This is a genomic window from Citrobacter sp. Ct235, assembly GCF_030332305.1.
Lineage (GTDB): Bacteria > Pseudomonadota > Gammaproteobacteria > Enterobacterales > Enterobacteriaceae > Citrobacter_A > Citrobacter_A telavivensis.
Genome location: NZ_JAOWIC010000049.1, coordinates 815,449 through 830,763 on the forward strand (window position 1 = coordinate 815,449; position 15,315 = coordinate 830,763).

Annotated in this window: 14 protein-coding genes and 1 pseudogene; 8 read left to right on the forward strand and 7 right to left on the reverse strand. The window is 50.6% G+C overall.

What is annotated here, in order from left to right; translation table 11 throughout:
• Positions 1-160: 160 nt before the first annotated feature.
• Complete coding sequence (locus OGY35_RS20940; RefSeq protein ID WP_286633352.1) at positions 161-757, reverse strand: glutathione S-transferase family protein; 597 nt, start codon at positions 755-757, stop codon at positions 161-163.
• A gap of 89 nt (positions 758-846) precedes the next feature.
• Positions 847-1,656, reverse strand: coding sequence for a DUF2971 domain-containing protein (locus tag OGY35_RS20945; RefSeq protein ID WP_286633353.1), 810 nt, complete (start codon positions 1,654-1,656; stop codon positions 847-849).
• Between the two features lie 511 nt (positions 1,657-2,167).
• Here OGY35_RS20945 and OGY35_RS20950 point away from each other — a divergent pair.
• On the forward strand, positions 2,168-3,157 hold the full coding sequence (locus OGY35_RS20950) for a 2-hydroxyacid dehydrogenase (RefSeq protein WP_152404505.1): 990 nt from the start codon (positions 2,168-2,170) through the stop codon (positions 3,155-3,157).
• Positions 3,158-3,268: 111 nt separating this feature from the next.
• Positions 3,269-3,691, forward strand: coding sequence for a heat shock protein HslJ (gene hslJ, locus OGY35_RS20955; RefSeq protein WP_178822945.1), 423 nt, complete (start codon positions 3,269-3,271; stop codon positions 3,689-3,691).
• A gap of 7 nt (positions 3,692-3,698) precedes the next feature.
• Here hslJ and OGY35_RS20960 read toward each other — a convergent pair whose 3' ends face one another.
• Positions 3,699-3,971 (reverse strand): putative hemolysin, encoded by a 273-nt coding sequence (locus tag OGY35_RS20960; RefSeq protein ID WP_286633356.1) that lies wholly within the window; start codon positions 3,969-3,971, stop codon positions 3,699-3,701.
• Between the two features lie 156 nt (positions 3,972-4,127).
• Positions 4,128-4,655, reverse strand: a complete 528-nt coding sequence (locus tag OGY35_RS20965) for a C40 family peptidase (RefSeq protein ID WP_353655492.1) — start codon at positions 4,653-4,655, stop codon at positions 4,128-4,130.
• 609 nt (positions 4,656-5,264) lie between these two features.
• Between OGY35_RS20965 and nifJ the strand changes: the two genes are divergently transcribed.
• From nifJ to ttcA, 6 genes and pseudogenes are all read left to right on the forward strand, one after another.
• Complete coding sequence (gene nifJ / locus OGY35_RS20970) at positions 5,265-8,789, forward strand: pyruvate:ferredoxin (flavodoxin) oxidoreductase (RefSeq protein ID WP_286633358.1); 3,525 nt, start codon at positions 5,265-5,267, stop codon at positions 8,787-8,789.
• 366 nt (positions 8,790-9,155) lie between these two features.
• Positions 9,156-10,280, forward strand: a complete 1,125-nt coding sequence (gene ompC / locus OGY35_RS20975) for a porin OmpC (protein WP_152404499.1) — start codon at positions 9,156-9,158, stop codon at positions 10,278-10,280.
• 155 nt (positions 10,281-10,435) lie between these two features.
• The gene (locus OGY35_RS20980) at positions 10,436-10,648 is read left to right on the forward strand and encodes a KTSC domain-containing protein (protein WP_152404496.1); all 213 of its coding nucleotides are present in this window, start codon (positions 10,436-10,438) and stop codon (positions 10,646-10,648) included.
• Positions 10,649-10,729: 81 nt separating this feature from the next.
• Entirely contained in the window at positions 10,730-11,164 is a 435-nt protein-coding gene (uspF, locus tag OGY35_RS20985) for a universal stress protein UspF (protein WP_042318856.1), read from the forward strand.
• 57 nt (positions 11,165-11,221) lie between these two features.
• Positions 11,222-11,433: pseudogene (locus tag OGY35_RS20990) on the forward strand (site-specific integrase); the annotation flags it as partial.
• Positions 11,434-11,482: 49 nt separating this feature from the next.
• Positions 11,483-12,418: a tRNA 2-thiocytidine(32) synthetase TtcA gene (gene ttcA, locus OGY35_RS20995; RefSeq protein ID WP_152404494.1), complete on the forward strand. Its 936-nt coding sequence runs from the start codon at positions 11,483-11,485 to the stop codon at positions 12,416-12,418.
• 44 nt (positions 12,419-12,462) lie between these two features.
• Here the strand turns inward: ttcA and dbpA are convergent, their stop codons facing one another.
• The 3 genes from dbpA to zntB all read right to left on the reverse strand — a co-directional run bounded on the left by dbpA (position 12,463) and on the right by zntB (position 15,307).
• Positions 12,463-13,836 (reverse strand): ATP-dependent RNA helicase DbpA, encoded by a 1,374-nt coding sequence (dbpA, locus tag OGY35_RS21000; RefSeq protein WP_286633362.1) that lies wholly within the window; start codon positions 13,834-13,836, stop codon positions 12,463-12,465.
• A gap of 29 nt (positions 13,837-13,865) precedes the next feature.
• The gene (gene ynaL, locus OGY35_RS21005; RefSeq protein WP_152404490.1) at positions 13,866-14,048 is read right to left on the reverse strand and encodes a proline-rich small protein YnaL; all 183 of its coding nucleotides are present in this window, start codon (positions 14,046-14,048) and stop codon (positions 13,866-13,868) included.
• A gap of 275 nt (positions 14,049-14,323) precedes the next feature.
• Entirely contained in the window at positions 14,324-15,307 is a 984-nt protein-coding gene (gene zntB, locus OGY35_RS21010; protein ID WP_152404488.1) for a zinc transporter ZntB, read from the reverse strand.
• Between the last annotated feature and the right edge of the window lie 8 nt (positions 15,308-15,315).

The window sequence follows — 15,315 nt, forward strand, 5'->3', positions numbered from 1 at the left end:
TCAGATAAATCTAAAGCCTGATATTGAGCAATAGCGAGCAAACTATGGCCTTCAATCCTGTCCCAAGCCCCGGCGGTGTAAAAATCAGAGGCCAGAGGGGATAGAGGAAATCGCCTGAACCGACGGTCTCGGGGTCCGTATGATTAGGCAAATGCGGTCTTTAACGATTATTCCTTTCCTGTGCCCTCAGCAATGCAGGCCGGCTCATCGCTCTGAGTATGTAACTGTCTACCTCCCTGTCTATTTCTAAACCACAGGCTTTTGCCCATAGCAACGTATGAGATATAAAAATATCGGCCAGGGTAAAGTTGTCTCCCGCAATCCAGGCATAATCTGGATTAAATTGAATTTGGGAGAGAACTTTGCTTGCTTCATTTCCGAAGTAGTTCATTAACTCTGTAGAGCGCAGATTTTCCGGCGTTAACACTCTCTGTTTCAGTAAATTCCAGACAGGTGATTCCAGATCGGTCAGGGCAAAGCTAATCCATGAATTAACAGCCGCTTTTTCTGCCGAATTTTCGGGATACAGAGATGTTCCGGGATGTTGCTCACAGATGTAAATACATATTGCCATTGTCTCGCTAAGAGAGACGTTTCCGTCCGTCAAATAGGGGACTTTTCTATAAGGATGCGGTGATTTGACTCCGGAAGCAGGACTCAGGAGATCGACTTTTGTAGATTCATACGTTACGCCAATTTCTTCAAGGGTCCAGAGCACTCTGAGCGATCTGCTTTTAGGGTAAGTATAGATGTTCAAGGTAACACTCCTTTGTTTTCAAAATCAGTTTGGACAAAGAATCACTTGTGCAACTCACTGTTCTGAAGACCTGGTCGAACCGTTGCTCACTACCTGAATGGGATTTCTGACTTGATCACATCGACACCATTGATATTAATGGATTTCAGATACTCCTTCATGTCATTTATTGTGGTTTTATTCTTAGGTCCAAGCACTACTTTTTTGACTGGCATATAATCGCCAACAGCAAGATCCATTTTATAATATTTAGCCTCACCAAAGGAGGTACTTCTTTCTAAGATTTTATATGGATCGTTTTTCCCCATAACCTCAATAAGACCTCTGAATTCTTGCTCATCATAATAACTATGGTGCTTATATAGCGAAGAAAGTCTTACAACGACTGATTTAAGTTTGCCAATAGCCACTGACTGATGCACTTTATCATTTTTACTATACTGATTGCTTATATGCTCTAAATAACCACGCAAACATTCTTTAAAATTATCTTCATTATAAATAACCCCGAAAAACATCACCTTACCGAAAACAGGCCCTCCTTTCTCAACGTATCTGTTTACTAAATTAATCATAGATATATCAGCATGTTCTACGCCAAACGAGATCCCACTGCCAAAGTCACCATATCCCCTCCACATACCGAGAGAGTCTCCCGATAAAGAAAACGAAGAAATAAGAATCATAAAATCATCGCCCATATTTTCTGGGGATAGCTTAGCAACCTCTTCACTCAAGATGGGGAAGAACTCCATAATATATTCACTTATGATTTTAAAGCCCAAAATATATTCAGTGTCATCATTCATCTTTCTCAAGTCTGTAAGCCAGATACTTTTTGATTGCATCATGCTTTTAAAGGTATTTTCAGAAGTATAGTGATAGATCAAACCATCCATTTCTGCCTCTTAACATAAACGATGTAAATATCCAATATCATTAATGGTAACATGGATGATTGAATAAAAAACATGAAGTTTGTCAAACCGATCATTTATCTATTTTTAAAGCAAACTGAAAATTTCAAACGGTGAATTAGCATACCAATCCAGACAATACCGAAGCGATTTAGTATGACAGCGCCTCTTATGTTCACTGACCCATGCGGTTGGTTTTCCCAAAGCGTGTCCTCATATCGCTGACACAGAGGGCCGATGAGGCCGACACAAGGTGGCGCTGAGAGAGGAATCAGGTCGATGTGCTGAATGACTGCATGTCAACCACTATGCCCCCGGGATGCACCACAGAAGTCACATGCTTAAGAAAGTTGTTAAAATTTAGTATGATGGATGCATAACCGATAGATGCTCTAGAATTATTCATTATACGTATCACTTTCAATGATATTTTATATTTTGTAGAATAATTTGAATTAGATAACTGTGATTCAATATCACTGGAGAAAGTCTTATGAAACTCGCCGTCTACAGTACAAAACAGTACGACAAGAAGTACCTGCAACAGGTTAACGAGGCTTTTGGCTTTGAGCTTGAATTCTTTGATTTTCTGTTGACGGAGAAAACGGCAAAAACCGCACATGGTTGTGAAGCCGTTTGTATCTTCGTGAACGATGATGGCAGTCGCCCGGTACTCGAAGAGCTGAAAAATCATGGCGTTAAGTATATTGCGCTGCGCTGTGCGGGTTTCAATAACGTCGATCTGGATGCGGCAAAAGAGCTTGGTCTGCAGGTCGTTCGCGTCCCGGCCTATTCTCCTGAAGCCGTCGCGGAACACGCGGTGGGCATGATGATGACCCTCAACCGCCGTATTCACCGCGCTTACCAGCGTACCCGCGATGCCAACTTCTCTCTGGAAGGGCTGACGGGTTTCACTATGCACGGAAAAACAGCGGGCGTAATTGGCACCGGGAAGATTGGCATCGCCGCCCTGCGTATTCTGAAAGGTTTTGGCATGCGTCTGCTGGCGTTTGATCCCTATCCCAGCGCCGCTGCGCTCGAACTCGGCGTGGAATATGTTGACCTGCCGACGCTGTTCGCCGAATCCGATGTGATTTCGCTACACTGCCCGTTAACACCGGAAAACTATCACCTGCTGAACCATGCAGCGTTTGATCAGATGAAAAACGGCGTGATGGTCATCAACACCAGTCGCGGTGCGCTGATCGATTCTCAGGCTGCGATTGAGGCGCTGAAAAATCAGAAAATTGGTTCCCTGGGGATGGATGTTTACGAGAACGAACGCGATCTGTTCTTCGAAGATAAGTCGAATGACGTTATCCAGGATGATGTTTTCCGTCGCTTGTCCGCCTGTCATAACGTGCTGTTCACCGGGCATCAGGCCTTCCTGACCGCGGAAGCGCTGACCAGCATTTCTGAGACTACGCTACAGAATTTGCGGCAGTTAGCGAACGGAGAAACCAGTCCTAACGCCCTGTTCTGATCCCGTCGCCCTCCTGTTCGCAGGAGGGCATTTCAGAATTTCCCCAAAGCCACTGGCAATAAGATCGGTATGCTGTCGGTGGTAAATACGGTTTTAATGCAGAGAATTAACATGAAGAAGGTCATAGCGCTGGTTGCGCTGAGCCTGCTGATAGCAGGTTGTGTCAGTAATGGAAAAGTGTCGGTTAGCCGCGAGCAATTGCAGCATCATCGCTTTGTTCTGGAGAGTGTGGACGGTAAACCGATCGGTGCGACGGGCCATCCGCTTGAGCTGAGCTTTGGCGAAAAGATGACGATTTCCGGCAATATGTGCAATCGCTTCAACGGTCAGGCATCACTCTCTGACGGCGCATTGAAGGTAAAAGAGATGGCGATGACACGTATGATGTGCGCCGATCCCCAGCTCAGCGAGCTGGATAACACCCTCAGCACGATGCTGAAACAAGGCGCACAGGTCGACCTGACCGCGAACCAGCTCACCCTGGCCACCGCGGAGCATACGTTAAGCTATAAACTTGCCGATTTAGTGCAGTAATGGAAGCTTAGTAGCTACCACAGCTTCCCGCGGCGAGGGATTGTTCGCTGCAACGTTTGCCGTTGGGAAGCGCGCACATGCCGATTGCCGATCCATCCAACTGACGAGCAACGGAAAGTGAACCGCCAATCATGGCGCAATTGGCCTCACCGGAACTGGTCATCGCCGCTTTTAAACCCGGTGCGACGTGCGCTGCTGTCGCCTGCTGAACAGGCTCATTGTCACTGCTGCAAGCCGACAATATTAACGCGGCACATCCTACCCAAAACGCTGCGCGCATTTGACTCCCCTCATATTCTGTAAGCGTAAACAAGCCGCACTAATAATAGGCATCCGCATCCGTCGCGTCGAGAGCCAAAACGCGCATTTATGCGGCCTCGCCGCATTTTATTGCGCTTTTTCACGCGGTTTTTGATCCTACTGACCTGTTCTGCCGTTATGCACTTACCCGACGCGCGGTCAAATAATGCGCCTGCCAGTACTGATTCGACAAATGTGACAGCGTCACACCCTGCGAACTGGACGCATGAATAAAGGAATCATTGCCGATATAGACGCCAACATGATGCACGTTCGGCTCCGTTTTAAAGAACACCAGATCGCCGACTTTGAGTTCACGCTGGCTGACAGGATGACCGGTATGACTTTGTTCCAGCGCCGTTCGCGGTAAACGTCTGTTGATCACCGACGCGATGATTCTGCGCGTGAATGCGGAACAATCAATTCCTCTGCGGCTATCTCCCCCCCATTGGTAATCGGTTCCTCTCCACGCGGCAAATTCACTCATAATGCGACGCTTAAGTTGCGCTTTCTTATTCGGAACAGGTGCTTGCGAAAAGTACCCTTCAGAATAAGTCAGATGAGATACGGCATTGAAACCTATGTTTTTAACCTGGCTTTTCACCATGGCAAATGACGACGACGAGACAGTAATAAGTAAAGCGAGCAATAATATTCGAAACATAACCTAATCAAAACAATTAAATACATGGACACATCCAGACTTTTTGCGCACGAAAAAGAGTTATCTATAGGGATAGATAAAAGAGTCATTGTTGTTATAACGCGTATTCGCGATTAAATAGAGATTATCGACATTCAGTGACCTGAAGATTTTCAGGCTCTCTTGTTCTGAAAAGCGCCCAGTATAGACGTGGGCTACCGGATACCGAACTTAAAAAACCTTATTAAGAAATTTACATCGTGATGACGACAGCGAAGATAATAAATTCATTAAGGAAATCCTCAAAGAGAATCCCAATCCATTTTTGGACAATGTATTTTTTATTGTTATTCCAGCGATAAAATTATCGCGGAGAGTAAGAAAAATTTCGCTCATCTCCCGCAACCAATAACCAATTAGCAACAAAAATACACAATTAAATATACAACCCAGTCTTTGTTGCTACGTAATAAAACGGTCGCTATTTTTGCGATCCTTGTGTCAATTTGTGCACTCGAAAGCAGCACAACTTCAAGGGAATACAGGAAAGCCCTATACTTAAGGAATAACTATCAGGGCGCTAAGTTGTTTCCTGCGTCCCTCTTTTTTTGCGCAATGTAAGGGTGTCATATGCAAACAATTGACGGTAATGGTGCAGTCGCTTCGGTGGCGTTTCGTACCAGTGAAGTTATCGCCATCTACCCCATTACGCCCAGTTCAACGATGGCTGAACAGGCAGATGCCTGGGCAGGCAACGGGCTAAAAAATGTCTGGGGGGATACGCCGCGTGTCGTCGAAATGCAGTCGGAAGGCGGTGCTATTGCTACCGTTCACGGTGCGCTGCAAACCGGCGCGCTAGCCACCTCCTTTACCTCTTCACAGGGGTTATTGCTGATGATCCCCACGCTGTACAAACTGGCGGGACAGTTAACCCCCTTTGTACTGCATGTCGCCGCGCGTACTGTGGCAACCCACGCGCTGTCTATTTTTGGCGATCATTCTGACGTCATGGCCGTCCGCCAGACCGGTTGCGCCATGCTGTGCGCGGCGAGCGTACAGGAAGCGCAGGACTTTGCGCTGATCTCGCAAATCGCCACCCTGAAGAGTCGGGTTCCCTTTATTCATTTCTTTGATGGTTTCCGCACATCGCATGAAATCAACAAAATCATCCCGCTCGCGGATGACACCATTCGCGGTCTGATGCCACAGGCTGAAATTGAGGCGCACCGTGCGCGGGCGCTCAATCCGGAACACCCGGTGATCCGCGGCACCTCAGCGAATCCAGACACCTACTTCCAGTCCCGAGAGGCAACCAACCCGTGGTATGACGCGGTATATGACCATGTCGAACAGGCAATGAATGACTTCGCCGCGGCAACCGGTCGTCAGTATCAGCCGTTCGAATACTACGGTCATCCGCAGGCCGAACGGGTCATCATTCTGATGGGCTCCGCCATCGGCACCAGCGAAGAGGTGGTCGACGAACTGCTGACGCGCGGCGAGAAAGTCGGGGTGCTGAAAGTCCGTCTGTTCCGCCCCTTCTCGGCTAAACATCTGCTGCGGGCTTTGCCTGAATCCGTTCGCGCGGTTGCCGTGCTCGATCGAACCAAAGAACCAGGTGCCCAGGCCGAGCCGCTGTATCTCGACGTGATGACCGCGCTGGCGGAAGCCTTCAACTGCGGCGAACGCGAAACGTTGCCGCGCGTGATTGGCGGCCGCTATGGCCTTTCGTCAAAAGAGTTTGGTCCGGACTGCGTGCTGGCGGTCTTTAATGAATTGAGCCAAGCCAAACCCAAACCGCGCTTTACCGTTGGTATCTACGATGATGTGACTAACCTGTCGCTGCCGCTGCCTGATAACACCCTGCCGGCGACGGCCAAACTGGAAGCGCTGTTTTACGGCCTCGGCAGCGACGGCAGCGTTTCGGCAACCAAAAACAACATCAAGATCATCGGTAATTCAACGCCGTGGTATGCCCAGGGTTACTTCGTTTACGACTCCAAAAAGGCCGGCGGTCTGACGGTTTCTCACCTGCGCGTGAGTGAACAGCCGATCCGTTCCGCTTACCTGATCTCTCAGGCCGATTTTGTCGGCTGCCATCAGTTGCAGTTTATCGACAAGTACCAGATGGCTGAGCGTCTGAAGCCCGGTGGTATTTTCCTGCTGAATACGCCATATCCCGCCGATGAGGTCTGGTCACGGTTGCCGCAGGAAGTACAGGCGGTACTGAACCAGAAGAAAGCGCGTTTTTACGTCATTAATGCGGTGAAAATCGCCCGTGAATGTGGACTGGCGGCACGTATTAACACCGTCATGCAGATGGCGTTTTTCCATCTGACACAAATCCTGCCGGGTGACAGCGCGCTGGTTGAGCTGCAGGGCGCGATCGCCAAAAGCTATAGCAGTAAAGGTCAGGACCTGGTAGAACGCAACTGGCAGGCACTGGCGCTGGCGCGAGAATCCGTTGCTGAGGTGCCGCTGCAGGCGGTTGATCCGCACAGCGCTAACCGTCCTCCGGTGGTATCTGACGCCGCGCCTGACTTTGTAAAAACGGTCACTGCAGCCATGCTCGCGGGCCTCGGCGACGCCCTTCCCGTTTCGGCGCTACCGCCTGACGGCACATGGCCGATGGGCACTACGCGCTGGGAAAAACGCAACATCGCCGAAGAGATCCCCATCTGGAAAGAAGAACTGTGTACCCAGTGTAACCACTGCGTTGCAGCCTGCCCGCACTCGGCAATTCGTGCCAAAGTGGTCTCGCCGGAAGCGATGGAAAACGCCCCTGCCAGCCTGCATTCGCTGGATGTGAAATCACGGGATATGCGCGGGCAAAAATACGTTCTGCAGGTCGCGCCGGAAGACTGCACCGGTTGTAATCTGTGCGTGGAAGTCTGTCCGGCGAAGGACCGTCAGGATCCGGAAATCAAGGCCATCAATATGATGTCCCGCCTTGAACACGTAGAAGAAGAAAAAGTGAATTATGACTTCTTCCTCAGTCTGCCGGAAATTGACCGCAGTAAACTTGAGCGCATCGATATCCGTACGTCGCAGCTGATTACGCCGCTGTTTGAGTATTCCGGTGCCTGTTCCGGCTGTGGCGAAACGCCGTATATCAAGCTACTGACCCAGCTCTACGGTGACAGAATGCTGATCGCCAACGCCACCGGTTGTTCGTCTATTTACGGCGGTAACCTGCCTTCCACACCTTACACCACCGATATCCATGGTCGCGGCCCGGCGTGGGCAAACTCGCTGTTTGAGGATAACGCGGAATTCGGTCTGGGCTTCCGTCTGACGGTCGATCAGCATCGGGTACGCGTTCTGCGCCTGCTTGAACAGTTTGCCGACCAGATCCCGGCCGAACTGAACGATGCACTGCATGCGGAAGCGACGCCTGAAGTGCGTCGCGAGCAGGTTGCCGCGCTGCGTCAGCATCTGAAGGATGTCGATGGCGCAAGTGAACTGCTCACCGATGCCGACGCGCTGGTTGAAAAATCCATCTGGCTGATTGGCGGTGACGGCTGGGCCTACGATATTGGCTTCGGCGGGCTGGATCATGTGCTGAGCCTGACTGAAAACGTCAATATTCTGGTGCTGGATACGCAATGCTACTCCAACACGGGCGGTCAGGCCTCAAAAGCCACGCCGCTCGGTGCTGTGACGAAATTTGGCGAGCACGGTAAGCGTAAAGCGCGTAAAGATCTGGGCGTCAGCATGATGATGTACGGTCATGTCTATGTGGCGCAGATTTCGCTCGGTGCACAACTCAACCAGACCGTGAAGGCCATTCAGGAAGCGGAAGCGTATCCTGGGCCGTCGTTGATCATCGCCTACAGCCCGTGTGAAGAACACGGCTATGACCTCGCGCTGAGTCACGATCAGATGCGTCAGTTGACGGCGACCGGCTTCTGGCCGCTCTACCGCTTTGACCCACGCCGCGCGGATGAAGGCAAATTGCCGCTGGCGCTGGACTCTCGCCCACCGTCAGATGCGCTGGCGGAGACATTGCTCAACGAGCAGCGTTTCCGTCGCCTGAATGCGCAGCAACCGGACGTGGCCGAGCAGTTATGGAAAGACGCCGCGGCGGATCTGCAAAAACGCTATGACTTCCTGGCGCAATTGGCAGGTAAAGCAGAGAAGACCAGTACCGACTGACCCGGTTGCTGGAATCGCTGACTGAACGCAAAAAAAAGCCCGAACATCTGTTCGGGCTTGTCAATTTCTTTGTCGGCAAATCAGTACGTTTCGCAATGGACCAACAAAAAAGCAGTACGTGACAATAAAGGCATATAACAGCCGAAGAATATCGCATCGTCTTTATTTTGTATAATTTAAATTTTATATCTTTCATGCAATTATATTCATGCCAATTATTATCATTTCTACAGAATTATTTATTTAAGGTTTAACTTAAGACGTAACGATTGATGTTTATCGCTTTGCAGAACTTCTCCTTTAGTATTTTTTTACTCCCCAACAGAGGGAGTTACAGGTAAATAATAAAACTAAAGGATAATGTCGATGAAAAGAAAAGTACTGGCCCTTGTTATCCCTGCCCTGTTAGCCGCAGGCGCCGCTCATGCCGCTGAAGTTTATAATAAGGACGGCAACAAATTAGATCTGTATGGCAAAGTTGATGGCCTGCATTATTTCTCTGATGATGCCAACAGTGATGGCGATCAAACTTATGTCCGTATGGGTTTCAAAGGTGAAACGCAGATTAACGACCAACTGACCGGTTACGGCCAGTGGGAATATCAGGTTAACGCTAACACCACCGAAAGCGATCACGGCAACAGCTTTACCCGTCTTGGCTTTGCTGGTCTGAAATTTGGCGATTACGGTTCATTTGACTACGGTCGTAACTACGGCGTCATGTACGACGTGGAAGGCTGGACCGATATGCTGCCTGAATTTGGCGGCGACTCCTATACCCGGTCTGACAACTTTATGACGGGTCGTGCTAACGGTGTTGCAACCTGGCGTAATACTGATTTCTTCGGTCTGGTTAATGGCCTGAACGTCGCCCTGCAGTATCAGGGTGCCAACGAAAATCAGAAAACCAATGAACAGGAAGGCACCGGTAATGGTGGCGATCGCACCGTCCAGAACGCTAACGGCGACGGTTTCGGTATCTCGTCTACCTATGACGTCGGGATGGGGGTTAGCTTCGGTGCAGCCTACACCACTTCCGATCGTACCAACGAGCAGGTCAATACCGGCGGTCGCGTCGCGGGTGGCGATAAGGCGGATGCCTGGACTGCGGGTCTGAAATATGACGCCAACAATATTTATCTGGCCACTATGTATTCTGAAACCCGTAACATGACCCCGTATGGTGATGACGGCGTAGCAAACAAAACCCAGAACGTAGAAGTGACGGCACAATACCAGTTCGACTTCGGGCTGCGTCCAGCGGTTTCCTTCCTGATGTCAAAGGGTAAAGATCTGACCGGTCAGGGCAATGACAACAGCAAAGATCTGGTGAAATACGCGGATATTGGCGCGACTTACTACTTTAACAAGAACATGTCCACCTACGTTGATTATAAAATCAACCTGCTGGATAACGACGACAGCTTCTATTCTCGTAACAATATTAATACCGATGATGTCGTCGCACTCGGTATGGTCTACCAGTTCTAAGACCCTCAGCCCGCGGGTAACGGCGGGCTGTTATCACTTTCACCCGGTTAGAACCTATCCGCTTTACCTATAACAAAACGCGATATCTTGTAGACTAAAATCCCCTTCAGTTAGATGATATATTCATTGTATGACCTGCCGTCGAGGATGCCGCCATGAACCATCAACCCGTAAAATCATCACGAATCGCATCCGTCGGCTATGACGAGAAATCGTCTACGCTGGAAATTCGTTTCTACCAGTCTGGTGTTCTGCAATATCGCGGAGTCCCTGCGCATATATACCAAAATTTTCTTTCTGTGGTCTCAAAAGGCCGATTTTATGACGGCGTTATTAAGGGTAAGTATCCAGAAACTAAAAACAAATAATGCTGAAATGTGATCATTATCATTGTACTGAATCTGCGATAAGACGTTACACTTTATATGGATACTCAAACAGGAGGTTTAATGAACAGAACAATTCTTGTACCCATCGATATTTCAGACTCAGAATTAACTCAACGTGTGATTAATCATGTCGAAGCCGAGGCGAAAATTGACGATGCACAGGTTCATTTCCTGACCGTCATCCCGTCTCTGCCTTACTATTCTGCACTGGGCCTGGCCTACTCTGCGGAGTTGCCTGCCATGGACGATCTGAAAGCCGAAGCGAAATCTCAACTGGAAGAGATTATCAAGAAGTTCACTATCCCGTCGGACAGAGTACAGATCCATATCGCTGAAGGCTCGCCAAAAGACAAGATTCTTGAAATGGCGAAAAAACTGGCGGTTGATATGGTGATTATTGCTTCGCACCGCCCGGACATTACAACATATCTGTTAGGGTCGAACGCCGCTGCTGTGGTACGCCATGCAGAGTGTTCCGTACTGGTCGTACGCTAACATTTTCAGCCCGCACATCGCTGCGGGCTTTTTGTTCCCTTCCTTCAGAACGTTTAAGCTGTAAAACGTGCTGGCATTCGTCGCCGCAATCCGTACCATACACGGCACACTTTCGCATGCGGATTATTACCCGCAGGCGCAAACCCGTCTTTTGTTGCCATCAGGTGGGGCACAAAAATGCGCAGCTGGTGTATGAAATCAATGCTACCGGGATTGAAGAAATGAAGAGTGAGCAGATAGTGATGCTAAACTCGACGCTGGCGATGTAAAGCGCTTTTGTCCCACTGGTGCCCCGTTTGATATTTGAGTAAAGATTAAATGTCGCAAAATCAAGATATTACTAAGAAAGAACAGTACAACCTGAATAAATTGCAAAAACGTCTGCGTCGTAACGTGGGCGAAGCGATTGCCGATTTCAATATGATTGAAGATGGCGACCGCATCATGGTCTGCCTGTCCGGCGGTAAAGACAGCTACACCATGCTGGAAATTTTGCGCAATTTGCAGCAAAGCGCCCCTATTAGCTTTTCTCTGATCGCCGTTAACCTGGACCAGAAACAACCCGGTTTCCCCGAGCACATTCTGCCTGAATATCTTGAACAACTTGGCGTTGAGTACAAGATTGTTGAAGAGAATACGTATGGGATCGTGAAAGATAAGATCCCGGAAGGCAAAACCACCTGCTCTCTTTGTTCACGCCTGCGCCGTGGCATTCTCTATCGCACGGCGACGGAACTGGGTGCCACCAAAATCGCCCTGGGCCACCATCGCGACGACATTCTGCAAACCCTGTTCCTGAATATGTTCTACGGCGGGAAAATGAAAGGCATGCCGCCGAAGCTGATGAGCGATGATGGTAAACATATCGTGATCCGCCCGCTGGCCTACTGCCGTGAAAAGGATATTGAACGCTTTGCCGAAGCCAAAGGCTTCCCGATCATCCCTTGTAACCTGTGCGGTTCGCAGCCAAACCTGCAACGTCAGGTGATTGCCGATATGCTACGCGACTGGGATAAACGCTATCCCGGCCGTATTGAGACCATGTTCAGCGCCATGCAGAACGTGGTGCCTTCACACCTGAGCGACATTAACCTGTTCGATTTCAAAGGCATTAAGCACGGTTCTGATGTTGTCGATGGCGGCGATCTGGCGTTTGATCGCGAAGAGATCCCGCTTCAGCCCGCAGGCTGGCAACCGGAAGAAGACGACAATCAGCTTGACGAGCTGCGTCTGAACGTTGTTGAAGTGAAGTAATGTGAAGCGGGCCGGACACGTTTTGTCTCCGGCCCAACAAGCGTTTATTTCAGCAGGCGAACCCGACAGGTTTTGCCTTTGATCTTCCCATTCTGTAGTTGTTTCCACGCCTTATGCGCCACCGACTGACGGACCGCCACATAAACATGCGCCGGATGAACGGTAATCTTGCCAATATCCGCGCCATCCAGACCAATATCGCCGGTTAACGCGCCCAGCACATCGCCCGGACGCATTTTGGCCTTCTTACCGCCGTCGATACACAACGTCGCCATTTCAGCAACCAGCGGCGTTACCGTGCGCTGAGCCGGAGCGGAGACCCAGTTAAGGGTTATCTGTAGCATTTCAGAGAGAATATTCGCCCGCTGCGCCTCTTCCGGTGCGCAAAAGCTGATAGCCAGACCGCTGTTCCCGGCGCGCGCGGTACGTCCAATGCGGTGAACATGGACTTCCGGATCCCACGCCAGTTCGAAATTCACCACCAACTCCAGCGATTTGATATCGAGTCCGCGCGCCGCAACGTCAGTCGCCACCAGCACCCGCGCACTGCCATTGGCAAAGCGCACCAGCGTCTGATCGCGGTCGCGCTGTTCCAGATCGCCGTGCAGCGCGAGCGCACTTTGTCCGGCCTCATTCAGCGCATCGCACACCGCCTGGCAATCTTTTTTGGTATTACAGAACACCACGCAGGAAGCTGGCTGATGCTGGCTAAGCAACGTTTGCAGCAGCGGAATTTTACCGTGCGTGGACGTTTCAAAGAACTGCTGTTCGATGGCGGGAAGCGCATCCACCGAATCAATTTCGATAGAGAGCGGATTTCGCTGCACGCGACCACTGATGGCCGCGATCGCTTCCGGCCAGGTCGCCGAAAACAGCAGCGTCTGACGCGATGCGGGCGCGAAGCGGATCACCTCGTCTATCGCCTCACTGAATCCCATATCCAGCATCCGGTCAGCTTCGTCCATCACCAGAGTGGTCAGCGCGTCCAGCGAAACGGTGCCCTTTTGCAGATGGTCGAGTAAGCGACCGGGCGTGGCGACAATGATATGCGGCGCATGTTGAAGAGAATCGCGCTGTGCGCCGAAAGGTTGTCCACCACAAAGCGTCAGGATTTTAGTATTCGGTAAGAAACGCGCCAGACGACGCAGTTCGCCCGCGACCTGATCCGCCAGTTCGCGCGTCGGGCACAGGACCAGCGACTGCGTCTGAAACAGGGTGACATCAATATGCTGTAACAGCCCGAGACCAAATGCTGCCGTCTTACCGCTGCCGGTTTTCGCCTGCACCCGGACATCCTGCCCGGCAAGGATCGCCGGCAACGCCGCCGCCTGGACGGGTGTCATGGACAGATACCCCAGCTCGTTCAGATTCTCAAGCTGGGCGGCGGGTAACACATTCAGGGTAGCAAAAGCAGTCACAATTTAATCTCACGGTAAACGACTCACAGTCAGCAGGCGCGTATCCTCGCAGATCTGCGCCTGTGATGCGACATTTTAATCGGTTCTTCATCCGGCGGCGGATCCGGCATTGGCTGCGGACGAGGAATCGGCTCAGGGATGGGTATGGGGTCGGTTGGCACGGAATCAGAGAAATGAATCGCCCGATCGTGCAGGGTTAACACAGGTAACATCGTTGCCTCCGGTCTGTCATTGACTCCCTTTTAGGGTAGTAGCTGAAAACAGGCAGACAAAAAAAAGCCGACTTATTTAAGTCGGCGTCGTACGAATCAATTGTGCTATGCAGTAATTCAAAAAAGGAAGTAAGACAATATGGAGCGCAACGCCCATCGCTTGACGTTGCATTCACCTGCAAGAGTGATATTGCCCCTAACAGGCGTCGCATTTATTGACTTCGCTCAATCTTAAAGCCGTTTTTAGGTGTAGAAATCTCTTAAAACACCCGTTTTTACAACCATTTACTACGATGCAACCATAAAGTAACACCACCAATCAGAACCACTAACAGAATGCAAAAGAGTGAAAAACCAAATTGCCACCCTCCGCCAGGTATGCCGCCGAGATTGACGCCGAACAGTCCGGTCAGAAACGTGCTGGGAAGGAAAACCATCGCCATCAATGACATGGTATACGTGCGTCTTGCCAGAGACTCCTGCATCACCTGAGCAATCTCATCGGCCATAACGCCGGTACGGGCGATACAGGCATCAATTTCATCCAGCCCTCTTCCCAGTCGGTCGGCAATGTCCTGCATCCGGCGTCGCTGATCGTCCGTCATCCACGGCAGACGCTCGCTGGCCAGGCGCGAGTACACATCGCGCTGTGGAGCCATATAGCGGCGCATGACGATCAGCTGTTTTCGCAGCAGTGCGAGGAATCCGCGCGGCGGGATTTGTTGATCGAGCAGATTGTCTTCGAGATCGATGATTTTATCGTGCAACTCTTCGATAAATTCGCTGGCGTGATCCGTCAGCGCATCGCATACGTCAACCAACCAGCCGCCACAGTCGGCAGGCCCGGTGCCTTCCTGGAGATCGCTGACCACATCGTCAAGCGCCAGCACTTTACGCTGTCGCGTTGAGACGATCAGCCGTTCATCCATATACAGACGCATTGCGACCAGTTGGTCGGGACGTTCATCGGTGCTGCCATTAATACAGCGCAGCGTAATGAGCGTTCCTTCCCCCAGGCGGCTAACGCGCGGACGAAGACTTTCACCGGCCAGCGCGTCACGGACGTTATTCGGCAATAACGGCGTCGTTGCCAGCCATTGCGCGCTGTCCGGATGCGTGTAGTTCAGGTGCAGCCAGCACGGATGTTCGCTGCTGATCACATCATCATCTTCCAGCGGTTTTACGCCGCCTTTGCCGTCCAGCAACCAGGCAAACACCGCATCCGGCACACTGACTTCAGACCCTTTGATGGCTTCCATTTCGCCTC